Below are 21,454 nucleotides of genomic sequence, written 5' to 3'. Positions count from 1 at the left end.
GCGGATTCATGGAAGGTATCTCGGCATCGAACGTCATACTGCTTGTCACGAGCGATCGCGTGGATAATGCCAACGATCGTGGAGAGCTGCATGAAATTGACCAAACGGGGAAAGGAAACTCCCCTGATGAAGCGACGCGAGCAGAGAGTGCTGCGCGCCGATAGCCTCAACTCCCTGTCGCGCCAGTCGGGTATTCCCCTGAGCACCCTCAAGACGCGCATCAGGACCTTGATGGCGCGAGGAATCACCCGCGAGCGGGCCATCGAAATCGCCCTGAGTCGCCCCGTCGGGCCCCAGGGCAGACCCCGCGCCGACGACCACTGATACGCGGCCGCATCGGCCACTAAGAGCAGGACTCACCGCCTGGGCTTCCCGTGCTCGTCGTGGTGGCGGGAGAGCTCACGCTCGATCGTCTCGTCGATGGCGTGGCTGACGTAAGCCTCTTCACGCTCCAGTAATTCCTGCGCCGTGGGCGAATGCGCGTCACGCTTGGCGTCGCACTGCGGACACCGCTCGACGCCCCCGGCATTGGCCGGTGCGTCAGTCTGATCGTGGCCGCAGCGCGGGCACTGGGTAGTCTCTGCACACATGATCCACTCCTTCTTTTCGGTGACATCATGTCAAGTTTAGCGGCTCTGTGTCACACCTGCGTAACCCGAATCCACTACCGATGGTCGGGGTATCTCCGCTCCCCGATTATCGGCTAGGCTGCAAGTGAGGCGGCACCAGTGACCGGGTGCACAACCTCGCCGAACTGCACGGAGTAGCGCGCGATGACACGTTTTGTGGCCAGACCCCTCACCCCCTCCAACGATGGCGCCGGTGCGGAGTGGATCGTGGTAGATACCGCACCCACCCGGGAAGGCGATGGCGCCCCCGGCATCATCAGTCACCACGCGGGTCAGGAAGCGGCACGTAAACTGGCGGAGAAGCTGAACCAGCGCCAGCATTGACACCCGAACCGGCACCGCTTCAGCTCTGACCCAGGCGCGTCTTGTGCGACGTGGCATAGACCTGCGAGCCGACGATCGTGCTGCCAGGCGGCTGCGTCACCAGAAAGAGTGGCACCTCGACACCTCCTCGCGGCGGCAAGTACTGCCTCGCGTGCCCCAGCGAGCGCAGGCGCACGGGCTGCCCATCTTCCCCCTCGAGCACCTCGGCACACTCCCCCATGACCACCCGATAGGAGAACGTCTGCGAATCGAGCGACTCCACCTGGAGCTCGGTCACGCGACCTTCACCGAGAAGCTGTACAAGTTCTGTGTATCGCATACCGCCTCCCTGGCCAGATGGTCACTAAAATGCAGAACCAACCCTGCATAAAAGCTGTACACGTCATAAATACTTGTACAAAAAATTTGCCACCACCATGCGACCTTGGTCGCTGATCGGGCGTCTCGGCCCGGGCGAAACGGGCATCACGACAGCACAGCCACCGACATGCGCATGCCGACACCGGAGCTGCTCCACGCTAGCAGTTTGTGAACGAGGGCCATGAACAGAACAGTTTGCAGGCATGAAAAAAGCCGCCGGCACAAAGTGCGCCAGGCGGCTTCTTCCAGGATAAAGATTGGTGGAGCCTAGCGGGATCGAACCGCTGACCTCAACACTGCCAGTGTTGCGCTCTCCCAGCTGAGCTAAGGCCCCGTACCGTGTTCGCCAAGGAACGCGGCGTAATTTACGGACGAATGCGAAGACTGTCAACGTTTTTCGTCGATTTAGTGCCAAGCAGCGCTCTCACCGCACTCCCTCGCCAACACGCACCGCGCGGGTTTGCCGGTGGCAAGATTCTTGTCAACTCGGCGCATCGTGTCTGTTAACATGCGGACGCAACAGGCGTGGGGCGTGATCGACCAGGGTTGGTCGACGCTCCCGCTACGGATATACCGGCAGCACCCAGGCGGTCGCTGATCCGGCCGATACGTGAGGGCAGAGGGCAGGAGTCGTCTTGATCAAGGTATTGCTAGCCGATGATCATCATCTGGTTCGCACCAGTATCGCCCGCGTACTGGACGAGGAGTCCGACATCGAGATCGTCGCTGAGGTCGATAGCGGCGAAGCGGCGCTGAGTGCCTGCCGTAACCGGCTCCCCGACATCGCACTGATGGATATTCGCATGCCCGGCATGGGCGGGCTCGAGGCGATCCTCAAGCTCCTCCGTGAACAGCCCCAGGTCAGCATCGTGGTACTGACCGGCCAGGTCGAGGAAACCACGGCACAGCGTCTGATCGATGCCGGCGTGGCAGGATTCATCAGCAAGGGCACGCCACTCGACCAGATGATCGAAGCGGTCAGGCGGGTCGCCGCCGGCGAGCGCTTCATCAGCCCCGATATCGCCCAGCGCGTGGTACTGGCTCGTCGCGAGGGCGAAGGCAATCCGTTCGACCAGCTCTCCCACCGCGAGCTGCAGATCGCACTGATGATCATCAACTGCCAACGCGTCAGCCTGATCTCCCAGCAGCTCGGGCTCAGCTCCAAGACGGTCAACACCTACCGCTATCGCATCTTCGACAAGCTCAAGGTTCAGTCCGACGTCGAACTCACCCACCTGGGTCTCAAGCACGGCCTGGTCGACGGTTTCGACACGCATTGAAGCATCGCCGGCCGGCACCCGAATCACGGTGCGCCGGCGGGTTTTTGATATACTCTCGGCATGAGTGATAGCCCCAGCGATTCCCCGGCACCCTTCGATGCCAAGCACTTTCTCAAATCCGTCTCCGAGTCGCCCGGCGTGTACCGCATGCTCGACGCCCAGGCCAACGTGCTCTACGTCGGCAAGGCGAAGCGTCTCAAGGCGCGCCTGGCCAGCTACTTCCGTGGCGCGCTGAATACCAAGACCCAGGCGCTGGTGGCACGCATCCAGGACGTCCAGGTGACCATCACCCGCAGCGAGACGGAAGCGCTGCTGCTCGAGCAGACGCTGATCAAGGAGCTGCGTCCGCCCTACAACATTCTGCTGCGCGACGACAAATCCTACCCTTACGTCTTCGTCACCGACCGCCACCCCTATCCGGCGCTGGAGTTCAAGCGCGCGCGCCAGAAGCGTGCCGACGGGCGCTACCTGGGCCCCTACCCCAGCGCCACCGCGGTGCGCGAGAGCCTCTCGCTGATGCAGAAGATCTTCCGTATCCGCAACTGCGAGGACAGCGTCTTCGCCCATCGCCAGCGGCCCTGTCTGCAGTACCAGATCAAGCGCTGCAGCGCACCCTGCGTCGACTACATCAGTCAGGCGGATTACCAGCGTGACATCGAACACGCCGTGATGTGTCTCGAGGGGCGCAGCGAACAGGTCACCCAGCAGTTGACCGAGGCCATGGAACAGGCGAGCCAGACACTCGATTTCGAAGAGGCCGCACGACTCCGCGATCAGATCCAGCAGTTGCGACGGCTGCAGGAAAAGCAGTTCGTCGACAATGCCGAGGGCGACGCCGATGTCTTCGCCCTCGCTCAGCAGCCGGGGGGGCTCTGCATCAGCGTGCTGGCGATCCGCCAGGGCCGCATGCTCGGCGCGCGTCATCACCAACCCCAGAACGGCCTCGATCTGGGCACCGAAGAGCTCATCAGCGAGTTCGTCAGCCAGTTCTACCTGGGGCAGTCGAAAGAGATTCCGCAGGAGGTCATCACCTCCCACCCGCTGGCCGACAGCGAGCTGGTGCAGAGCGCGCTGAGCGAACGCGCCGGACGCCGCGTGCGTGTCACCGCCCAGGTCCGCGGCCATCGCGCCCAGTGGCAGCGCCTGGCGCTGACCAACGCCGAACAGCACCTGGCAACGCAGCTGGCCAACCGCAGCCAGCTCAGCCGGCGCTTCGAGTCCCTGCGTGAGGCGCTCTCGCTGGAGAGCCCCCCAGCCCGGCTGGAGTGCTTCGACATCAGTCACAGCCACGGCGAGGCGACGGTCGCTTCCTGCGTGGTGTTCGACGGCGATGGCCCGGTCAAGTCGGACTATCGCCGCTTCAATATCGAGGGTGTCGCCGCGGGCGACGACTACGCCGCCATGCGCCAGGCGCTCACACGACGTTTCAAGCGGCTGCAGAAAGGCGAAGGCAAGCTGCCGGACATCCTGATCGTCGACGGCGGTAAGGGCCAGCTCAACATGGCGCGGGAAGTGATCGCCGAGCTCGAAGTCATCGGCGTAACCCTGATCGGGGTGGCCAAGGGCACCACCCGCAAGGCGGGGCTCGAGACGCTGTTCATCGAGACCGTCGACCGCACCCTCGATCTCGACACCAGCTCGCCGGCGCTGCACCTGATCCAGCATATTCGTGACGAAGCCCACCGTTTCGCCATCACCGGGCACCGCCAACGCCGAGACAAGCAGCGCCGCACTTCGTCGCTGCAGGACATTCCCGGTGTCGGCCCCAAACGCCGCCGCGAGCTGCTACGCTTCTTCGGCGGTCTGCAGGGGGTGCGCAAGGCCACCCGCGACGATCTGGCACGTGTGCCGGGAATCAATGAACAGATGGCGACGACCATTCACCAGGCTCTACATGGATGAGCGTTGCCGAGCGGCGTAAAATGCCCCCACCTTCACCTCAAGCAAGGATGCTAGCGGCTCGATGAACATCCCCAACATGCTCACTCTGGCAAGAATCGTGTTCATACCGCTGCTGGTGGTGCTGTTCTACCTGCCCTACAGCTGGAGTTTACCGGTGACTGCCGGCCTGTTCGGCCTGGCGGCGATCACCGACTGGCTGGACGGCTACCTGGCCCGGCGCTGGAACCAGAGCACGCCGTTCGGCGCCTTCCTCGACCCGGTCGCCGACAAGGTGATGGTCGGCGTTGCCCTGGCCCTGTTGATCGAGCGCTACGAAGTCTTCTGGCTGACCCTGCCGGCACTGGTCATCATCGGTCGCGAGATCGTCATCTCGGCGCTGCGCGAGTGGATGGCCGAGATCGGCCAGCGCAAGCGCGTGGCGGTCTCCTGGATCGGCAAGTCCAAGACCACGCTGCAGATGATCGCATTGGTGCTGCTGCTCGGCTTCCACCCCGGCACCCACATTGCGGCTCTCGGCGTGGTGCTGCTCTACGCCGCCGCCGTGCTCACGTTGTGGTCGATGATGCAGTATCTGCGCGCGGCCTGGCCCGAGCTGACGCGCTCCATGTGAGCAAAAAAATGCTATAAGCGTTTGACAGTTACGGACTTATCCTTATAATGCGTCGGCGAGTTGAGCGGGAATAGCTCAGTGGTAGAGCATCGCCTTGCCAAGGCGAGGGTCGGGAGTTCGAATCTCCTTTCCCGCTCCATAACTCGCAGAGTTGTCGGTAGGATCGAGAGTAGTAGCCGGAACGCCGGTTCGATCGATCTCCTTCCCACTCAATGACTCGATTTTTCGGAACATTCGCATCGCTTCCGAATCTGTAAGGCTGGATGGCAGAGTGGTTATGCAGCGGACTGCAACTCCGTGTACGCCGGTTCGATTCCGACTCCAGCCTCCACTTCCCGAGCTTCAGACCCCCTCGGTTTGTTGACCTCCTGTATCTCCCTACGTCGTCGGCCCGGATGGCGAAATTGGTAGACGCAAGGGACTTAAAATCCCTCGGTGGCAACACCGTGCCGGTTCGAGCCCGGCTCCGGGCACCATATCTCAGCTTGCCCCCCCTTCCCAGAACCAAGGCACGTTGCCTACAGAGTCCAGTCATAGTGGCAGGACGCAGCCCCCTTCTCCTTCTGGATGATTGAGCCCAGACGCCTATCGCTCAGGCGCTGACACACCGCGAACGTGAACCTTTGTGAACTCCCCCCACAAACGGCAAAACTCGCGATATAATCCGAGGTATACTTAGCGGACCACCCAAGGACGCGGGGGAGTACTACATGAACAAAGAAAACTACCTGACCGAACTCGAGGCACTCCAGGCCGCAATCGCCGAAGAGCGCCTGGCGCATCAGCGTACCAAGCGGATACTGGAGACACGCCTGTCGGCCTCCAACGCCCTGCTTGGTGAAGCGCTCGACAGGCAAGACACTGCCGAGGCGCGGCTGGCGGCGCTGGCAGCGGAGAACCGCACGCTCAAGCACCGTCTCGAGCTGGACCACTCGATGATGGCCGCCGCCTCCTGGAGCAACCATCGCCAGTCCGCGGGCAGCACTTCGATGCCACTCTTCTTCTGCTGATCTTCTGCTGAAGTGCCGGTGTCACCCCGGCGGGCCAGCAACGCCCGCCGTCGGTGTCTCGACCCGTCATCCCACGTCGATTCGCGAGCGGGGCTGGGCATGCACAGCTTACCGCAGTCGAAGCCACGAGCTGGGAACCCTGCACGTTCTTCCGTACAATGCGCGCCACTGCCATCGGGCGGGGCCGACATGCCCCGCCGAGACCGAGCCGCCAGGCTCAGCCAACCTGATTCACCCAGCCGATATGCCGACTCAAAGCCCCGCAGACTGCGCCCGCCGCTTTTCAGTGGCGCCCATGATGGATGGGACAACAAGCCCCACAGCCGCGGGCTTTGTAGCCTGCTTGGTACACTAGCGGTACAGCACGACCAAAAATCAGTAAAAGCACACGTCCCCGCCCCCGCCGCCGCGTATCCTCGTTCAAAATGCAACATTCCGCATCAAAAAACGTCGCCTTATAACCACCGCGCAGACCAGCAGTAGCGCGGCATGGGACCGCCTGCAACGCTGCAATAAAACCGACCCATTTAGCGCGCAGGCGGGGCGGGGAGTCGACGGCGCGCCGAGGGGGAGAAAGGGGCCGGCAGGGGGTCAGCGGGACCGCGTGAAGGGCGCGCGGCATGAATGCGACCCGGTGACCGTCGAGCGGCAGCGAGGCGTAAGCGAGCGCGTTGGCCGCGTAGCGTCTACAAATGCGGATGCTAAAGCTAATGCGTATCAACAGCGATACATGCCATGGGCGTAAAAAAGCCGCCCAGGTGGGCGGCTCGATCGACACGGTGTCAGGTCAGACCAGCGGCGGTGATTCCTGCGCGGTAGAGCCCAGCTCATACGGCCGGAACTTCACCACCTCTTCACCCACGAGGTCGTTAATCTCGAAGAACACCGCTTGAAGCGGTTCGAGTTCGTTGACGACAAACACCCGCGCCGCTTTCTCCACGTCCCCGAAGCCGCCGACGTTGTCAGGCATCACGCCCATGAGCTGGGGCGGTACGCGATGGCCGGCGAGCGCGTCGTCGCGGGTCGTTTTCTTGATGCCGGCGAACTCGTCCTTGGCAGCGACCTCGCTCAGCGGGATTACCTGAATACCGTCTTTCTTGCCATCCGGCGAGTGCATGAACAGGTTGCGGAAGTTGCCCATGCCGCGGCTGTCCTTCAGTGCCGAGCGCATGGCGTCGACGTCATCCTGATTCACGTTCGGGTCGCTCACGTACATGATGAAACCCGCATGTGAGCCATTGAGGTAGTAGCGCCGGCGAAACAGCGTGGCGTTTTCATTGAGCAGGATCGACTGCAACGCACCGAGATAATCCGGCACGCCGTAGAGTTCCTGATTGATGTCGGGCTCCATGAGATGAATGATCGAGTCGCGCTCGAACTCCACCGGCTGACGCCAGTCGCAAGCCCACCAATACTGCCCCGGCTCGACCCCACGTCGAACGTACCGCGCCTGAGCGGGGCGGATCTCGAGCAGCCGCCCAAGCCGGCCATAGACCTGCTCGGGGTAGGCGTTGCCGAAAATTAGATAGTCGTTGACTAACGCCCGGAACGCCTTCCGACTCAGCAGCGGGTGCGGGATAAATGAACGAGTCAAGATGTTGCGCTTCACCTGCAGGCTACTGCCGTGATGTGCGGTCGCGCGGTAAGTCCGTGCCAGCGCCGGCAGGTCAATCGGTGGCTCATACCAGCGCGAACCCAGCATCCAGCAGCCGGTATATAGGAAATCCTGCATGTCGATGACCGGCACCGGGTCTCCGAATGTAAATGCCTGGGCGCGTGCCGGCGCTGGTGCCGGTGCTGGTGCCTGTGCGGATAGCGTTGCTGGAACCCTAACGCGCGGTTTATCCGCCGTTGCTGTCATCGGTTGATCTCCATAGTCGAGCCGCCGCGCTCGCCGGCGGCGAGAACGTCGATCGGCTCATTGCTGAGGGCATGCATCGTCGCCCACGCGAGATCCGCGTGGCCGGTGGTGGCGTTGCGGCCACCGGAGTAGGTGAGCTGGCCGCCGCTGGCCGTCAGCTCGCGCCGGATCGCCGAAAACGACTGCGCGACGATCACGTCACGGGCGTCGAACTCAAGCCGGCCGTGGCTGATGATGTGCTGCGCCTGGCGAACCAGCGCGGCTTTGCTGTCAAGGGTGTAGCGATGACGTGTGACGCGCGGGAACCAGCGTGCGACGAGCTGCGCGACCGCCTCGCCCATGCCGGTGGTGTCGATGTCGATGTGCTGGACGTTGTAGCGGCTGGCGACGGTCTTGATGAAATCGGCCTGTTCCTCGTAGTCGCTGCCCTTGATACGGGTCTGCTCGAGGATTCGGTGACGGTCGTTGCGGTTCTTCGCGGGGGCCAGCACCACAAGGCCAGCGCCGTCGCTATTCACGCCGTCGCCCGACGGGTCATAGCCGATCCATACCGGCGCCTGACCGAAGGGCCGCGCCGCAAACGGTTTCCAGTCGCGCCACAGATCCCAGCTATCCACCATGCAACGCTGCATGGTCATCATCGGGAACGCCGACTGACTGTCGTCGACGAACTCGCACATCAGCAGGTTCGCGAACTCGTCGTCCGAATATTCGAGCTGGAGCTGATCGAGGTCGAAAAGATCGCAGCCGCCGGCGATGGCATCCTCGATCGTCACGATCTGTCGCCACTGCCCATCGGCGCAGCGAGCCCCACCGGAAAGCGCGGAATGGCTCACGTCGATCTCGACTCGCTTGGCTTTCGCGCGGCGCTTGTTGAATCGCTCGCCGGTCCAGAACGGATACGCCTCATGAGCCACGGATGACGGGGTGCTGAAATAGGTTTGGCGCCACTTCTTGTGCATCGCCATGCCCGACGTGACCTTGCGGAACTGCTCGAAACCAACGATCCAGAAATATTCGTCGAGGTAGGTGTCGCCGTGGTAGCCCTGGGCGGTCTTGGCGTTGGTGCCGAGAAAATGCAGCTCAGCGCCATTGGCCAGGACGATCGGGTCGCCCTTCAGCTCTACCCCGGTGGTCTCTTTCACGAACTGAACGATGTAGTTGCGGAAAATGTGCGCCTGGGCCTTCGAAGCGGACATAAAAATCTTGTTCTTGCCGGTCTCGAGCGCGTCGGCGATGGCCTCGCGCGCGAAAAACCAGGTCGCCCCGATCTGGCGAGACTTGAGGATGTTTCGGATGCGCTCATGCTGCCCGGCGCGATACCAGTGCCGCTGGTAGAGGAACAGCGACGCCTCGAAAGCCTCGACGATCTGAATCACGCCCTCTTCGCCGACGTCGTTCCGTTTGGGCTTGCGCTTCTCGCCAGCGTTGCGCCGCTCGATATTCGGGTTGAGGTCCGATTCGCTGCCGCTGCCCTGGTACTTGTGAACCCGGGCCAAGCGCTCGATCTGTCGGCCGAGCAGGTCGATTTCCTTGAAATCCCGCCCTTCCTTGGCGTCTTTCGTGATCAGTTGAACCATGCGCGCCTCGAGCGCGCCCTCGACCCGTTGCGTCGGGCTGGCCTCGTCCCATTTCTCGCGCTGTTTCCAGCTCTGAATCGTGGCGCGGGGCTGATCGAGAAATTCGGCGATACGCGAGATGCGCCACCCCATCCAGTAGAGGTGGCGGGCGCTAGCGCGGTTACCATCGACAATATCGAGCGTAGCGTCGATGGCGGCGGGCGAGTCGGGGGCGGGTGTCGGCGGTGTTTTCATGCGGCCAGCGTACCGGCGCGCCGAGCGCCATTATCTGGGCACGACTTGTTATCACCCGTTCTACAACGCGGATTCGTTGAGAGTCCCCGCCGGGACGCGGAACCTGACGCCCATACAGTAGTCAGCCCGCCCGCTCCCCGGAGAACGCTCAATGCCCTGGCACCGCATCGCCACCGAAGGCGCCACCACCGATGGCCGCAAAATCAGCGCCGCCTGGCTCGAACAGATGGCCGCCAATTTCGACCCCGAGAAATACGGCTGCCGGGTCAATCTCGAGCACATCCGCGGCGTACTGCCGGATAGCCCGTTCAAGAGTTACGGCGATGTGACGGCGCTCAAGACCGAGAAGAACGCCGACGGCAAAGTGCAGTTGCTCGCCGAGATCGACCCGACCGACGAGCTGAAGGCGCTCAACAAGCAGCGCCAGAAGGTCTACACCTCGATGGAAGTCGATCCCGAGTTCGCGGACACCGGTGAGGCGTATCTCGTCGGCCTGGCCGTGACCGACTCCCCCGCCTCTCTCGGGACGTCGATGCTCCAATTCGCGGCAGGCGCGGGTGACGCTTCACCGCTGCGCGATCGCAAGCAGCGCCCGGAGAACCTGTTCTCCGAAGCGGTCGAGACCGAGTTCGATTTCTCCGAAGAGACGCCGAAAGGCCCCTCGCTGGCCGAGAAATTCCGCTCAATGTTCGCCAAGAACGACGCCAAGACCGAGGCCGGTTTCGCGGCATTCCGCACCGACCTCGAGGAAACCCTCGGCATGTTCATGCAGCGCCATCAGGAGATGGCCGCCGACCTCGCCGCGCGCCCCACCGCCGCTGCCTTCACCGAGCTGAAGACGGCGCACGACGATCTGCAGGCCAAGTTCGACGCGCTTTACACCAAGCTCGACACCACACCCCGACACCAGCGCCGCCAAGAGTCCACCGGCGGTAACGATTCCATCGAAACGGATTGCTGAGAGAGACCATGCGCAACGACACCCGAAAGCAGCTAAACGCCTACGCCGCGCGGCTCGCTCAGATCAACGGCACCGCCGACGCGTTCGCTCAGTTCGAGGTTGATCCGACGGTTCAACAGACACTCGAGACCAAGATTCAGGAATCGAGCGAGTTCCTGAACCGCATCAACATGACCGGCGTGCGTGACCTCAAGGGGCAGAAACTCGGCCTTGGCATCAGTGGCCCCATCGCCGGCCGCACCGACGTCAGCCAGCGCGATCGTGTCCCGGTCGACCCCACCAACCTCGAGCCGCAGGACTACGAGTGTCACTCCACCGAGTTCGACACCTTCATCACCTGGGCCAAGCTCGACGCCTGGTCGAAATTCCCGGATTTCCAGGCCCGCGTGCGCGACGCCATCGTTCGCCAGCAGGCGCTGGACCGCATCATGATCGGATTCCATGGCAAGACTGCCGCCAAGCAAACCGACCGCGTCGCCAACCCGATGCTCGAGGACGTCAACATCGGCTGGCTGCAACAGTACCGCGACAACGCCAGCGCGCGGGTGATCGACGGCATGACGATCGGCAAGGGCCAGGAATTCCAGAACCTCGATGCCCTGATCTACGAGGCCGTCAACTCGCTGATCGACCCCTGGTACCGCGAGAACACCGACCTGGTCGCGCTGGTCGGCCGCTCGATGATGACCGAGAAGTACCTGCCCAAGATCAACGAATGGGAGCAGCCCACCGAGGCCCGCGCCCTGGACCTGATCATGGCGGCCAAGCGCATGGGTGGACAGACCGCGATGCAGGTGCCGTTCATGCCGGAGAACGCGATCTTCATCACGTCGACCGACAACCTGTCGATCTACTGGCAAGAGGGGTCACGTCGTCGCCACCTGATCGACAAGCCGGAACGCAAGCGCATCGTCAACTACGAATCCAGCAATGACGCCTACGTCATCGAGGATTACGGGTTCGGCTGCCTGATCGAAGGCATCACTTTCGAAGACGCCGACGCAGCCGCCGACGACGCCACCGCCGGAGCCTGATGATCATGGTCAGCTCGATCCGTAAGCACTTCGAGCGCGTATCGGCCGCCCAAGCGGCGGCCGATGCGGGCGAGGCGCCGATGCAGGGCGCCGAGTATGAGCTGAAGATGGCGCAGTATTTCGAGGACTATCGCCGGCTGAAATCGATTCAGTCGGTCGAGCGCAAGATCGAGGTCAAGCGCGAGATCCTGCCGAATTACGCCGAGTACGTCGCCGGCGTGCTCGAGACCGGCCAGGGTGCGCAGGATGAAGTCATCATGCGCGTGATGCTGTGGCGTATCGACGTCGGCGACATCGCTGGCGCGCTGGACATCGCCCGCTATGCGATCAAGCACAAGCTCGACCCCGGCGAGGAGTTCAAGCGGCCGACGGCGGCGATTCTCGTCGAAGAGTCCGCCGACCAGGCGCTCGCCCTGGCCGACGATGATGATTCGCTGCTGGATACGCTGCGTGAGATCGACACCCTCACCCAGGGTGCGGACATGCACGACCAGATCCGCGCCAAGCTGCACAAGGCACTGGGCAACGGGCACCGCGCCCGCGGCGAGCTGCCCGAGGCCATCGCCGAATACCAGCGCGCCCGGGAGCTGAATGAGCGAGTGGGCGTGAAGAAAGACATCGAACGCCTGGAACGCGAACTCAAGAACGCCACGCCCGCGACCGAGCCCGACAGCAACACGCCGTCGACCGAGCCCAACAGCGGCGCGACCGCCGAGACGCAAACCAATACCAGCCAGGCGCCTGACGCCACCGGCTGACACCGAGTCGACCGCCGACGCCAGGGGGCACGACGGAGACGGAAAGCCCAGGCTCTCCCGCATCCGTCGTCCACCCCCTGATTTATGAGGTGCGCTATGTCCAGCTTCGTCGCCGCCGGCAACGCCAGCGCCACCCCGGCGGAACCGATACCCAACGCGACGTTTTACCCTGACATCGACCCGGCCGCCTTCCGCGATGCCCACCGCATCGACGGCACGGTCACGCCCCAGCGCATCGCCGACGTGCTGCTGACCGCGATCGCCGCGACCAACCGCGTGCTGCGCGAGTGGCAGGCCCGGCAGGTCGAGGCCGGCTATCCGGTCATCGATGCCGTGCCAGCCCCGGACTGGCAGCCGGCGGGCATCTACCCGGCGCTATATCAGCGCGCGGTATTCGCCGAAGCGCACGCGCAGTTGCTCGAGCGCTACCGGGACTATGACGCCACCGCCGCGACCCGGGACCGCGGAGACCTGCACGAAGACACCGCCGGCACCTACAGGCGCGACGCCCGTTGGGCGGTGAGCCAGATTTGCGGCCGGCCCAATGTGACGGTCGAGCTGATATGAACGACATCCCTGTCGTCCACCCTACGGGCCAGCGCTGCGCGCTGTTCCAATCCTCTCCGGGAGGATTGGTCTGATGCCGCGCACGATTCGCAGCGTCCAGGGCGACACGCTCGACCGCATCTGTCACCGGGTCTATGGCCAGACCGCTGGCATCACCGAGCAGGTGCTAGAAGCCAACCCCGGCATTGCCGACCTCGGCCCGGTGCTCCCAAGCGCGACGGTCGTCGCGCTGCCCGACATCGCCACCCAGTCGCCCAGCACCGCAACCGTCCAGCTCTGGGACTGATGCCATGCGAACGACTCAACGACACAGCAGGCACAACAACCGCACGCCCGATCCGATGATCGTGCTGATCACGCTACTCATCGTCTACGCAGGGACGAACATGGCCCAGCAACTCAGCATCACCACCGAAGCGATCAAGACCACGCCGCCCGCGCTCGTCTCGCTGCTACACGCCGGCGGCATGACGCCGTCCGACTGGGTAACCGTCCTGACGCTGGCGTATCTCGCGCTGCAGATCGGGCTGATCCTGCCCAAGTATCTCGGCAACCTGCGCGACTGGTGGGACCGCATCCGGGGGCGCGACTGATGAAAAACTGGAAGCGGTGGATGGGCGGCGCCGGCATCGGCGGCGCCTGCGGCCTGGCGCTGTCGCTCTCGATCAACGTGGTGAAGCACTACGAAGGCACCGAGCTGCAAGCGTATCCCGACCCCGTCGGCATCCCGACGATCTGCACCGGCCACACCGGCCCGACGGTCGAGCTGAACCAGACCCGGACCACCCAAGAGTGCGAGGCACTGCTCGCCGGCGACCTGGGCGAGGCGTTCGAGGCCATCGACCGCAACGTCGCCCCGGAGATCAACGCCACGATGCCGCCGACCCGCCGGGCGGCGCTGGCCTCGTTCATCTTCAACGTCGGCGCCGGGGCGTTCCGCGACTCGACCCTGCTGGCCAGGCTGAACGCCGGCGACACGCGCGCCGCCTGCGATCAGCTCTCGCGCTGGGTCTACGCCGGTGGCCGGAAGCTCGCCGGCCTGGTCAAGCGCCGGGCGGCAGAACGCGAGCTGTGTCTGGCGGGGCTGGAATGACGGCGCGCACGCTCGCCCTGGTCATCGTGCTGGTCATCGCCGCCGGCGGTGGCTGGCTCAGCCGCGGCTGGTTCGAGGATGCTCAGCGCCTCACCGCCCTCGAAGCCGCCCAGGCGGCGGCCAGCCAGGCGCTGGCGCGGGAGTCCGTCATCGCCGGCGTGGTCGAGGCGCGGCTTGCCACCCTCGACGCCAATCAACGGGTCATCGACCGCGGAGTGATTCGTGAGATCCAGAAACCGATTTACCGCCGCGTCTGCCTTGAGCCTGACGCTGTGCGCCTGCTCAACGACGCCGCCGCCGGCCGCGCCCCCGATCCAGCAGACGCTGCTGACCCGCTGCCCGGAGACGCTGCCGGCGCTGGCTGACGGCACCGGCGCCACCGTGGTGCTGACCCTGCGCGACTGGGCCGCGCAGTACCACGACTGCGCAACCCGGCATAACGGACTGGTGGAGACCCTGAATGCGCAAGCTCAACGCCCTGCGTCAACACCTGATTGACGCCGTACCCGCCCTACAGCACGACCCCGGCCGCCTACTGACATTCGTCGAGGACGGCTCTATCGAATTCGCGCGCGGCGGCAATCTCAGCCACGGCTACAGCTACACCGCCCAGCTTGTGCTGACCGACTACGCCGACGCCATCGACGCCATCATGATCCCGCTACTCGACTGGCTCGCGGCGTATCAACCCGACCTGCCCCATGAACAGGCCGTCTCGTTCGAGGCGGAAATCCTCAGCAACAGCGCCGTCGATGTCGCGCTGCGCGTCCAGCTCAGCGAGCGCGTCGTCGCCCGCCGCGACTGTGCCACCGGCCAGATTCTCGCCGAACACCGCATGCCCCGATTAGACACCGAGGAATGCCCCGCCGAGCGCTGGCAGCTACTGCTGCGAGACGCCGACGCCGGCGGCGACTACACCCTGATTGCAGAATGGGACGGGCCACGCGATGGCCTCTGACGACCTCAGCCAGCTCGATGACTGGCTCGCCCCCCTGCTCGCGCGTCTCGAGGCGCACGAACGCCGCCGGCTCGCCCGGCTGGTCGCGACCGACCTGCGCCGCTCCCAGCGCGAACGCATCAAAGCCCAGCGCAACCCCGACGGCAGCAACTACGCGCCCCGCCGCTCGCGCGATCGCCAGGGCGCCATCCGGCGCAAGGCCATGTTTGCGAAGCTGCGCACGGCCAAATACCTGCGCGTCCGCACCAGCGCGGGCGGCGCCGAGGTCGGATTTTTCGGCCGCGTGGCCAGCATCGCACGCACCCACCAGTACGGCCTGCGCGACCGCGTCGCCGAGAACGGCCCGCGCGTGAAATACGCCGAGCGCGAGCTGATCGGATTCACCGACGCCGACCGCGAGCGCGTGCGCGACGGCGTGCTCGACTACCTCGCAGGGATGTGAGCCCGCGTTCTACAACGCGCGCCGGCAGACGCCGCGCCGCGCGTTGTGGACGATGGCCAGACGACACCCAACCGCCACCGGTGCCCCATGTCCGCCGAACTCGCCCGCCTGCTCGAAAACCTGATCCGCATCGGCACGGTCGCCCAGATCGACCACGCCGCTGTGCGCGTCCGCGTGCAGTGCGGCGAGCTGCTGACCGACTGGCTACCGTGGTTGACGGCCCGCGCCGGGCAAACCCGAACCTGGAACCCGCCCACCCTGGGCGAGCAAGTGCTGCTGCTGGCCCCCGGCGGTGAGCTGCGCGGCGCCGTGGTGCTCTCTGCGATCAACTCGGACACCGTGCCGGCGCCGAGCCACGCCCCCAACATCACCATGGTCGAGCTGCCCGACGGCGCCGTGCTCAGCTACGACCACGCGGCCAGCCATCTCAGCGCCACCCTGCCCGGCTCGGCCAGCCTCGACGCCCAGGGCGCGGTGAGCGTCACCACCGCCGCCGCCCTTACCGCCACCGCCGCGGGCGGCGCCACGCTCAACGCCAATACCGTCATCAACGGCAATCTCACCTTGAACGGCAACTTCACCCAGCCCAGCGGCCAAACCGCGACCATGGCCGGCGATACGCATTTCACCGGCGCGGTGACCAGCAACGGCCGCGACATCAGCGCCAGCCACACCCACGGCGGCGTGCAACGCGGCGGCGACAAGACGGACGGGGTGAGCTGATGGCCGGCATGAACCGCACCAGCGGCGCGGCGCTGGATGGCGTCGAGCACATCCGCCAATCCGTCGCCGACATTCTCACCACGCCGATCGGCTCGCGCGTCATGCGCCGAGACTACGGCTCGCTGCTGCCCGAGCTGATCGACCAGCCGCTCGATGGCGCTACCGCCCTGCGCGCCTACTCGGCCACCGTGGTGGCGCTGATGCGCTGGGAACCGCGCATTCGCGTGAAGCAGATCACCCGCAACGTCTCCACCACGCGCCCCGGGCGGCTCGATCTGACGATCAGCGCCCGCCGCGTCGACACCGGCGACGACGTCGAGCTAGGCGTCGCGCTGACCGGGGGGCGCTGATGGCCGGCGGATTCACGGCGGTAGACCTCTCGCGCCTGCCGGCGCCGGACGTGATCGAAGCGCTCGACTTCGAAGCGATATTCGCCGCCATGCTCGACGATCTGCGCACGCGCGATCCCGACTTCGACGTCAGCGTCGAGTCAGACCCGGCCTACAAGATTCTGCAGGTGGCGGCCTACCGTGAGCTGCTGCTGCGCCAGCGGATCAACGAGGCCGCCAAGGGCGTCATGCTCGCCTATGCCCGCGGCGCGGACCTCGATCAGCTCGGCGCGCTCTACGGGGTCGCCCGCCAAATGCTGGACGCCGGCGACGCCGACGCCGTGCCGCCGGTGCCGGCCACCTACGAGACGGACGCCGACTTTCGCCGGCGCATCCAGCTCTCGCTGGAAGGCTTCTCCACCGCCGGCCCCGAGGGTGCCTATGTCTTCCATGCGCTCTCTGCCGATGGCCAGGTGCTGGATGCCAGCGCCACCAGCCCGGCGCCGGGCGAGGTGGTGGTGACGGTGCTATCGCGCGAGGCCGACGGCACCGCACCGGCCGACCTGCTCGCGCGCGTCGAGTCCACGTTGTCTGCCGAGGACGTGCGCCCGCTCACCGATCACGTCAGCGTGCGGAGCGCCGAGATCGTCGACTATCGCATCGACGCGACGCTCTACTTCTACGCCGGCCCAGATCGCGAAGTGGTCATGCGCGCCGCGCGCCAGGCGGCGGCGGACTACGCCGAGAGTCAGCACCGCATCGGCCTCGACGTCACCCTGTCAGGGCTCTACGCCTCGCTGCACCAGCCCGGCGTGCAGCGGGTCGAACTCGCCGCGCCCACGGCAAGCCTGGTAGTCGACCGCACCCAGGCGACCTACTGCACCGAGATCGCGCTGACCGATGGGGGCCTGGATGAGTAGCGACAGCCTGCTGCCGCCCAACGCCACCGAGGCAGAGCGCACCCTCGAAGCGACCACGGCGTTGGCCAGCGATTTGCCGGTGCAGCTGCGCTCGCTGTGGAACCCAGACACCTGCCCCGCCGAGCTGCTGCCGTGGCTCGCCTGGGCGCTCTCGCTGGACGCCTGGCAGCCCTACTGGCCCGAGCGCATCAAGCGCCAGCGCATCCGCGATGCCGTCGAGATCCAGCGCCGCAAGGGCACCGCCAAGAGCGTGCGGGACGTGGTCCGCTCGTTCGGCTCGAGCCTGGCCCTACGCGAGTGGTGGCAGAAAGACGAGCCGGGCGAGCCGCACACCTTCGACGTGGTGCTGACCCTCGGCGCAGAGGTGCCAAACAGCGCCGAGTTTCAGCAGGACATCGTCGACGAGATCAGCCGTACCAAGCCGGTGCGCTCTCACTTCACCTTAACCGCCGGGCTCAGCGGGTCCGGCGGCCTGGGCGTCGCCGGCGCCGGTCGCACGTTCGTTTACCGCCGACTCTCGGCCACCGCCGACTAGAGGAACCCCGATGGCCATCGTCTTTACCATCACCGATGCCGGCCGCGCCGCGCTGATCGACGCAGACCACGACGGCACCAACGCCCTGACCATCAGCGAGATCGGGCTGGGCGGCGAGCGCTACGCGCCGGCCAAGGATCAGACCGACCTGCGCGCGCCGATCAAGCGCCTCGACACCATCGCCGGGCGCGCCGTCGCCGCCGATACGCTGCACGTCACCGTGCAGGACGAGAGCAGCGATGCCTACGCCGTCGGCGAGATCGGTCTCTTCACCGATGCCGGCGTGCTCTTCGCGGTCTACTCGCAGAGCGACTGGATCATCGAGAAGGCCGCCCCGGCCACCCTGCTGCTGGCCACCGATCTGGTGGTCGAATCCCTCGACGTCTCCTCGATCACCTTCGGCGACGCTGCCTTTCTCAACCCGCCGGCCACCACCGAGGTCGCCGGGGTGCTCGAGATCGCCACCCAGGCCGAGGTCGACGCCGGCAGCGACGCCCGCCGCGGCGTCGTCCCGCGCACGCTGAAAGCCTTCATCGACAAGGTGCTCGCCGCCTATGCCACGGTAAAGCAACTCACCGACCACGCTGCGAGCCGCGACCATCCGGCGGCCAGCACTTACCAGCAGGGCATGATCGAGCTGGCGACCTATGCTGAAGTCCGCGATGGTGTCGATCACGCCCGCGCCGTCACCCCGGCAGGGCTCAACGCCCGCACCGCGACCACAACCTCGACCGGACTGATTGAGAAAGCCACCGAAGACGAGGCCAAGACAGGGGCGTCCGGTGTCTACCCCGACGCGGCCGGGGTGCGCCTGGCTTTCGAGCAGTACGGCCTCGGGCTCAAGGCCGGGCTCCCTTATCCGTCGTCGTCAATCAATGACCACGTCGCAAACGGTATCTATCGCGTTTCGTCATCCGTGTCCGGGTACGGGAATAACAGCGGCGCGTCGCTGATTGCGGCAGCCTGGGACGACAGCAACTGGGGAAAAATTCTGATCGATGGCGGTGGCCAGGAAGCCAATAAACCGCTGAATGTCGTGGTTTTCGCCAAAAACTTTGGACATCTCAGAACCCCGGCAAAGCTCTGGCATGACGGCAACGACGGCGCGGGGTCCGGTCTCGACGCCGATACGCTCGATGGCATGCAGGGCAGCGAATACCGCAACGCGGGCAGCCTCAACGCCGGCACCCTGCCCACAGCGCGGCTATCCGGTAGCTACGACATCGACATCACCGGCGATGCCCGGACGCTACGCGGCCTAAAGCCGGCTGACTTCGTGACAGCGTCTTATGGCATGGCTACCAATATGCGCCACGATCAGTACACCTCGTGGCTGGATTACGACGAGCCGGGTGACACCTCACAAGGGATTCGAAGCTATGTCCGAGACGGCGTGCTCAACCTCACCGCGGCGCCGAACGAGACGCACGCGATTCGGGTACGCATCCAAGGGGCTGACGTGTGGCACTCGGGTAACGACGGCGCGGGGTCTGGTCTCGATGCCGACAAGCTCGACGGGCTCGAGTCGAGCGCATTTCTGCGCAGCGATGAAACGACGGTATGGCGCCGTGGCGATGCGGGTCTGAGGCTCACGACATCGGGCGACAAAGCTTACATTCAGTCTGGGTATGGCGAGGACGCAAACGGCACCAGTTCCCCGTTGTTGTTCACCGGCTGGTACGGCACTGCATCTCCGCTGGTGCGATTCATCACTGATGCCGTGCAGTTCGATACCGGCAACGTGACTGCCGCGGGCAACAAGATGTGGCACGCCGGCAACCAGGGTTCGGGCTCGGGTCTGGATGCTGACAAGCTCGACGGCCTGCACGGCAGCGAGTACCGCAACGCGGGCAACCTCAACGCCGGCACCCTGCCCAAAGCGCGGCTATCCGGTAGCTACGACATCGACATCACCGGCGATGCCCGGACGCTCGGCGGCAACTATCCCGGCAACTTCGTTGCATCGTCCAGTGGCGTCGCGAACAACATTTCGCTATCGCGCTACTTCTCATTGCTGGACTACGACGAGCCGGGCGATACCGAGCAGGGCGTGAGGGCCTATGTCCGAGATGGGGCGATCAATCTCAACCCAGCGGGGAACGAGCAGCACCCGATTCGGCTGGTCGTCCAGGGGTCAGACGTTTGGCATGCCGGCAACGACGGCCCCGGGTCTGGTCTCGATGCCGACAAGCTCGACGGCATGCAGGGCTGGGAGTATCGCAACGCGGGCAATCTCAACGCGGGTACGCTGCCGACTGCCCGGCTGGGCAACGGTGCCAGCGATCGGGACTGGGTGCTGGGCCATATCGGCAATGCCGGCGGCTATGTCGTCGGAACCTACGCGTTCGCCTACTACGGAGCCCAGGTCAAAACCTCGGACATCATATCGGGCGGATCGCTAACGGCGTCGTCGATTTCACAGGACGCCAACGGCACCCTCACAACCACGGACACCGGCACACGGCTGCCCGGCACCTGGCGCGCGTGCGGCGGCGGCGATGTAGTCAGCGTTCAGCGTGTTCTGACGCTATTTCGGAGGATTTCCTAATGCCAGCCGACGAGATCAACTGGCGCAACCCCACTCGCCATGCCGACGGCACCCTCGACTGCGAGATCGAGCACCCCACGCTGGGCTGGATACCCTTCACCGCCTCGCCGGATGACCCCGAGCCGCTGGGCCACGAGATTCACGCCGCGATCCTCGCTAGCGGTGAAGACCTCCCCGAAAAGAGCGAGCCCATCGCCACGCTGGCCGCACGCCAGCGCGCGGCCATAGAGACCGCCCTGGCCACCGAGCTGCGCGCCGGCATGCCCTACACCCTACCGGACGGTAGCGAGGACGTGATTCAGACCCGGCCGGACGAGGACGAGGCCAACCTGCTCGGGCTGGCCATCGAGGCCCGCGACCGCCGCGCCGCCGGCGACAGCGACGCCACCATGGCGCTGCGCGCTCGCTCGAACACGGTCTATACGCTCACGCCCGAGCAGATGATCGCGCTGACCGATGCCGCGAAGGGGTTCAAGCAGGCGTTGCTGGCCACATCCTGGCAGCTCAAGGACGCCATCACCGCCGCTGAGGCCGCCGGCGACCGTGAGGCGATCCAGGCGGTGGCATGGGACGCCACCGATAGCGCAGACGCCGACACGAGCACCACCGAGGGCAGCGAATGAACCGCACGAACTGGGAGCACGCCGGCATCGCCGCCGGCCTGATGCTCGCCGTCTTCCTGCCGCTGGCTCTGCTCGCGGTGCCCGGCGCCTCGATTGCGAAGCGCTGCGGGCCGCGGTTGCAAATCGAGCGGTAGGGATCGCCAAAACGAGACAGCCCGCCGGGTGGCGGGCTC

At 65.2% G+C, this 21,454-nt stretch carries 27 protein-coding genes and 4 tRNA genes; 26 read left to right on the top strand and 5 right to left on the bottom strand.

All coding sequences use genetic code 11. The annotated features are described in order from the left end of the window. Positions 1-90 precede the first annotated feature (90 nt). Positions 91-324 carry a hypothetical protein gene (locus ABV408_RS06885; RefSeq protein WP_353981717.1) on the top strand — a complete coding sequence of 78 codons (234 nt, stop codon included), beginning with the start codon at positions 91-93 and terminating at the stop codon, positions 322-324. A 32-nt stretch (positions 325-356) separates the two neighbouring features. Here ABV408_RS06885 and ABV408_RS06880 read toward each other — a convergent pair whose 3' ends face one another. Further along, entirely contained in the window at positions 357-590 is a 234-nt protein-coding gene (locus ABV408_RS06880) for a hypothetical protein (protein ID WP_353981716.1), read from the bottom strand. A 183-nt stretch (positions 591-773) separates the two neighbouring features. Here ABV408_RS06880 and ABV408_RS06875 point away from each other — a divergent pair, with 183 nt between their 5' ends. Beyond that, positions 774-953, top strand: a complete 180-nt coding sequence (locus ABV408_RS06875) for a hypothetical protein (RefSeq protein ID WP_353981715.1) — start codon at positions 774-776, stop codon at positions 951-953. A gap of 19 nt (positions 954-972) precedes the next feature. On the opposite strand, the gene ABV408_RS06870 is transcribed toward ABV408_RS06875, so the two are convergent. Both ABV408_RS06870 and ABV408_RS06865 read right to left on the bottom strand, forming a co-directional pair. Next, complete coding sequence (locus ABV408_RS06870; protein ID WP_353981714.1) at positions 973-1,230, bottom strand: hypothetical protein; 258 nt, start codon at positions 1,228-1,230, stop codon at positions 973-975. A gap of 341 nt (positions 1,231-1,571) precedes the next feature. Next, a tRNA-Ala gene (locus ABV408_RS06865) sits at positions 1,572-1,647 on the bottom strand. Between the two features lie 301 nt (positions 1,648-1,948). Between ABV408_RS06865 and ABV408_RS06860 the strand changes: the two genes are divergently transcribed. The 7 genes from ABV408_RS06860 to ABV408_RS06830 all read left to right on the top strand — a co-directional run bounded on the left by ABV408_RS06860 (position 1,949) and on the right by ABV408_RS06830 (position 6,115). Beyond that, positions 1,949-2,593: a response regulator gene (locus tag ABV408_RS06860; protein ID WP_353981713.1), complete on the top strand. Its 645-nt coding sequence runs from the start codon at positions 1,949-1,951 to the stop codon at positions 2,591-2,593. A 60-nt stretch (positions 2,594-2,653) separates the two neighbouring features. Continuing rightward, positions 2,654-4,495: an excinuclease ABC subunit UvrC gene (gene uvrC, locus ABV408_RS06855; RefSeq protein WP_353981711.1), complete on the top strand. Its 1,842-nt coding sequence runs from the start codon at positions 2,654-2,656 to the stop codon at positions 4,493-4,495. 61 nt (positions 4,496-4,556) lie between these two features. Further along, complete coding sequence (gene pgsA / locus ABV408_RS06850; protein WP_353981710.1) at positions 4,557-5,105, top strand: CDP-diacylglycerol--glycerol-3-phosphate 3-phosphatidyltransferase; 549 nt, start codon at positions 4,557-4,559, stop codon at positions 5,103-5,105. Positions 5,106-5,169: 64 nt separating this feature from the next. Next, positions 5,170-5,244: transfer RNA gene (locus ABV408_RS06845), tRNA-Gly, on the top strand. Positions 5,245-5,362: 118 nt separating this feature from the next. After that, positions 5,363-5,436, top strand: a tRNA-Cys gene (locus ABV408_RS06840). A 58-nt stretch (positions 5,437-5,494) separates the two neighbouring features. After that, positions 5,495-5,581 (top strand) — tRNA-Leu (locus ABV408_RS06835). 234 nt (positions 5,582-5,815) lie between these two features. Beyond that, positions 5,816-6,115 carry a hypothetical protein gene (locus ABV408_RS06830; RefSeq protein ID WP_353981709.1) on the top strand — a complete coding sequence of 100 codons (300 nt, stop codon included), beginning with the start codon at positions 5,816-5,818 and terminating at the stop codon, positions 6,113-6,115. Positions 6,116-6,902: 787 nt separating this feature from the next. On the opposite strand, the gene ABV408_RS06825 is transcribed toward ABV408_RS06830, so the two are convergent. Together ABV408_RS06825 and ABV408_RS06820 are read right to left on the bottom strand one after the other, a co-directional pair. Next, on the bottom strand, positions 6,903-7,976 hold the full coding sequence (locus tag ABV408_RS06825) for a phage portal protein (protein WP_353981708.1): 1,074 nt from the start codon (positions 7,974-7,976) through the stop codon (positions 6,903-6,905). Next, positions 7,973-9,748 carry a terminase large subunit domain-containing protein gene (locus ABV408_RS06820; protein ID WP_405049939.1) on the bottom strand — a complete coding sequence of 592 codons (1,776 nt, stop codon included), beginning with the start codon at positions 9,746-9,748 and terminating at the stop codon, positions 7,973-7,975. Before ABV408_RS06820 ends, ABV408_RS06825 begins: the two co-directional genes overlap by 4 nt. A gap of 193 nt (positions 9,749-9,941) precedes the next feature. On the opposite strand from ABV408_RS06820, the gene ABV408_RS06815 reads away from it, so the two are divergent. The 17 genes from ABV408_RS06815 to ABV408_RS06735 all read left to right on the top strand — a co-directional run bounded on the left by ABV408_RS06815 (position 9,942) and on the right by ABV408_RS06735 (position 21,415). Beyond that, positions 9,942-10,751, top strand: a complete 810-nt coding sequence (locus tag ABV408_RS06815; protein ID WP_353981706.1) for a GPO family capsid scaffolding protein — start codon at positions 9,942-9,944, stop codon at positions 10,749-10,751. An 8-nt stretch (positions 10,752-10,759) separates the two neighbouring features. Continuing rightward, positions 10,760-11,785, top strand: a complete 1,026-nt coding sequence (locus tag ABV408_RS06810; protein WP_353981705.1) for a phage major capsid protein, P2 family — start codon at positions 10,760-10,762, stop codon at positions 11,783-11,785. Continuing rightward, positions 11,785-12,543 (top strand): phage terminase small subunit, encoded by a 759-nt coding sequence (gene gpM / locus ABV408_RS06805; RefSeq protein WP_353981704.1) that lies wholly within the window; start codon positions 11,785-11,787, stop codon positions 12,541-12,543. The genes ABV408_RS06810 and gpM overlap by 1 nt, the downstream gene beginning before the upstream one ends. 96 nt (positions 12,544-12,639) lie before the next feature. Then, a complete protein-coding gene (locus tag ABV408_RS06800) occupies positions 12,640-13,110 on the top strand; it encodes a head completion/stabilization protein (protein ID WP_353981702.1) in 471 nt (156 codons plus the stop codon). A gap of 73 nt (positions 13,111-13,183) precedes the next feature. Continuing rightward, on the top strand, positions 13,184-13,396 hold the full coding sequence (locus tag ABV408_RS06795; protein ID WP_353981701.1) for a tail protein X: 213 nt from the start codon (positions 13,184-13,186) through the stop codon (positions 13,394-13,396). A 4-nt stretch (positions 13,397-13,400) separates the two neighbouring features. Then, positions 13,401-13,703 (top strand): hypothetical protein, encoded by a 303-nt coding sequence (locus ABV408_RS06790; RefSeq protein ID WP_353981700.1) that lies wholly within the window; start codon positions 13,401-13,403, stop codon positions 13,701-13,703. Further along, entirely contained in the window at positions 13,703-14,203 is a 501-nt protein-coding gene (locus ABV408_RS06785; protein WP_353981699.1) for a lysozyme, read from the top strand. The genes ABV408_RS06790 and ABV408_RS06785 overlap by 1 nt, the downstream gene beginning before the upstream one ends. Then, the gene (locus tag ABV408_RS06780) at positions 14,200-14,568 is read left to right on the top strand and encodes a hypothetical protein (RefSeq protein WP_353981698.1); all 369 of its coding nucleotides are present in this window, start codon (positions 14,200-14,202) and stop codon (positions 14,566-14,568) included. Before ABV408_RS06785 ends, ABV408_RS06780 begins: the two co-directional genes overlap by 4 nt. A 95-nt stretch (positions 14,569-14,663) precedes the next feature. Next, entirely contained in the window at positions 14,664-15,161 is a 498-nt protein-coding gene (locus ABV408_RS06775; protein ID WP_353981697.1) for a phage tail protein, read from the top strand. Further along, positions 15,151-15,603, top strand: a complete 453-nt coding sequence (locus ABV408_RS06770) for a phage virion morphogenesis protein (protein WP_353981696.1) — start codon at positions 15,151-15,153, stop codon at positions 15,601-15,603. The genes ABV408_RS06775 and ABV408_RS06770 overlap by 11 nt, the downstream gene beginning before the upstream one ends. A gap of 87 nt (positions 15,604-15,690) precedes the next feature. Further along, positions 15,691-16,326 (top strand): phage baseplate assembly protein V, encoded by a 636-nt coding sequence (locus ABV408_RS06765; RefSeq protein WP_353981695.1) that lies wholly within the window; start codon positions 15,691-15,693, stop codon positions 16,324-16,326. After that, positions 16,326-16,676 carry a GPW/gp25 family protein gene (locus ABV408_RS06760; protein WP_353981694.1) on the top strand — a complete coding sequence of 117 codons (351 nt, stop codon included), beginning with the start codon at positions 16,326-16,328 and terminating at the stop codon, positions 16,674-16,676. Before ABV408_RS06765 ends, ABV408_RS06760 begins: the two co-directional genes overlap by 1 nt. Then, positions 16,676-17,575, top strand: coding sequence for a baseplate J/gp47 family protein (locus ABV408_RS06755; protein WP_353981692.1), 900 nt, complete (start codon positions 16,676-16,678; stop codon positions 17,573-17,575). The genes ABV408_RS06760 and ABV408_RS06755 overlap by 1 nt, the downstream gene beginning before the upstream one ends. Continuing rightward, positions 17,568-18,110 (top strand): phage tail protein I, encoded by a 543-nt coding sequence (locus ABV408_RS06750; protein WP_353981691.1) that lies wholly within the window; start codon positions 17,568-17,570, stop codon positions 18,108-18,110. Before ABV408_RS06755 ends, ABV408_RS06750 begins: the two co-directional genes overlap by 8 nt. A 10-nt stretch (positions 18,111-18,120) precedes the next feature. Further along, on the top strand, positions 18,121-20,658 hold the full coding sequence (locus tag ABV408_RS06745; RefSeq protein WP_353981690.1) for a hypothetical protein: 2,538 nt from the start codon (positions 18,121-18,123) through the stop codon (positions 20,656-20,658). Further along, a complete protein-coding gene (locus ABV408_RS06740) occupies positions 20,658-21,281 on the top strand; it encodes a DUF4376 domain-containing protein (protein ID WP_353981688.1) in 624 nt (207 codons plus the stop codon). Before ABV408_RS06745 ends, ABV408_RS06740 begins: the two co-directional genes overlap by 1 nt. Next, a complete protein-coding gene (locus ABV408_RS06735; protein ID WP_353981687.1) occupies positions 21,278-21,415 on the top strand; it encodes a hypothetical protein in 138 nt (45 codons plus the stop codon). The genes ABV408_RS06740 and ABV408_RS06735 overlap by 4 nt, the downstream gene beginning before the upstream one ends. The last annotated feature ends 39 nt before the right edge of the window (positions 21,416-21,454 follow it).

Origin of the sequence: Salinicola endophyticus (genome assembly GCF_040536835.1) — a bacterium.
GTDB classification, from domain to species: domain Bacteria; phylum Pseudomonadota; class Gammaproteobacteria; order Pseudomonadales; family Halomonadaceae; genus Salinicola; species Salinicola endophyticus_A.
The sequence above is the reverse complement of the archived record's forward strand: the minus strand, read 5'-3'. Positions and strand labels throughout refer to the sequence as shown.

Bases quoted from the DNA above. Each gene is read 5' to 3' on its own strand.
- ABV408_RS06795 (WP_353981701.1), top strand. From the start codon at position 13,184: ATGCCGCGCACGATTCGCAGCGTCCAGGGCGACACGCTCGACCGCATC.
- ABV408_RS06775 (WP_353981697.1), top strand. From the start codon at position 14,664: ATGCGCAAGCTCAACGCCCTGCGTCAACACCTGATTGACGCCGTACCC.
- ABV408_RS06810 (WP_353981705.1), top strand. From the start codon at position 10,760: ATGCGCAACGACACCCGAAAGCAGCTAAACGCCTACGCCGCGCGGCTC.
- ABV408_RS06885 (WP_353981717.1), top strand. From the start codon at position 91: ATGAAATTGACCAAACGGGGAAAGGAAACTCCCCTGATGAAGCGACGC.
- ABV408_RS06825 (WP_353981708.1), bottom strand. From the start codon at position 7,976: ATGACAGCAACGGCGGATAAACCGCGCGTTAGGGTTCCAGCAACGCTA.
- ABV408_RS06780 (WP_353981698.1), top strand. From the start codon at position 14,200: ATGACGGCGCGCACGCTCGCCCTGGTCATCGTGCTGGTCATCGCCGCC.
- ABV408_RS06745 (WP_353981690.1), top strand. From the start codon at position 18,121: ATGGCCATCGTCTTTACCATCACCGATGCCGGCCGCGCCGCGCTGATC.
- ABV408_RS06785 (WP_353981699.1), top strand. From the start codon at position 13,703: ATGAAAAACTGGAAGCGGTGGATGGGCGGCGCCGGCATCGGCGGCGCC.
- ABV408_RS06760 (WP_353981694.1), top strand. From the start codon at position 16,326: ATGGCCGGCATGAACCGCACCAGCGGCGCGGCGCTGGATGGCGTCGAG.
- ABV408_RS06790 (WP_353981700.1), top strand. From the start codon at position 13,401: ATGCGAACGACTCAACGACACAGCAGGCACAACAACCGCACGCCCGAT.
- ABV408_RS06750 (WP_353981691.1), top strand. From the start codon at position 17,568: ATGAGTAGCGACAGCCTGCTGCCGCCCAACGCCACCGAGGCAGAGCGC.
- ABV408_RS06740 (WP_353981688.1), top strand. From the start codon at position 20,658: ATGCCAGCCGACGAGATCAACTGGCGCAACCCCACTCGCCATGCCGAC.
- ABV408_RS06770 (WP_353981696.1), top strand. From the start codon at position 15,151: ATGGCCTCTGACGACCTCAGCCAGCTCGATGACTGGCTCGCCCCCCTG.
- ABV408_RS06735 (WP_353981687.1), top strand. From the start codon at position 21,278: ATGAACCGCACGAACTGGGAGCACGCCGGCATCGCCGCCGGCCTGATG.
- ABV408_RS06755 (WP_353981692.1), top strand. From the start codon at position 16,676: ATGGCCGGCGGATTCACGGCGGTAGACCTCTCGCGCCTGCCGGCGCCG.
- ABV408_RS06875 (WP_353981715.1), top strand. From the start codon at position 774: ATGACACGTTTTGTGGCCAGACCCCTCACCCCCTCCAACGATGGCGCC.
- ABV408_RS06800 (WP_353981702.1), top strand. From the start codon at position 12,640: ATGTCCAGCTTCGTCGCCGCCGGCAACGCCAGCGCCACCCCGGCGGAA.
- ABV408_RS06830 (WP_353981709.1), top strand. From the start codon at position 5,816: ATGAACAAAGAAAACTACCTGACCGAACTCGAGGCACTCCAGGCCGCA.
- ABV408_RS06815 (WP_353981706.1), top strand. From the start codon at position 9,942: ATGCCCTGGCACCGCATCGCCACCGAAGGCGCCACCACCGATGGCCGC.
- ABV408_RS06880 (WP_353981716.1), bottom strand. From the start codon at position 590: ATGTGTGCAGAGACTACCCAGTGCCCGCGCTGCGGCCACGATCAGACT.
- ABV408_RS06765 (WP_353981695.1), top strand. From the start codon at position 15,691: ATGTCCGCCGAACTCGCCCGCCTGCTCGAAAACCTGATCCGCATCGGC.
- gpM (WP_353981704.1), top strand. From the start codon at position 11,785: ATGATCATGGTCAGCTCGATCCGTAAGCACTTCGAGCGCGTATCGGCC.
- uvrC (WP_353981711.1), top strand. From the start codon at position 2,654: ATGAGTGATAGCCCCAGCGATTCCCCGGCACCCTTCGATGCCAAGCAC.
- pgsA (WP_353981710.1), top strand. From the start codon at position 4,557: ATGAACATCCCCAACATGCTCACTCTGGCAAGAATCGTGTTCATACCG.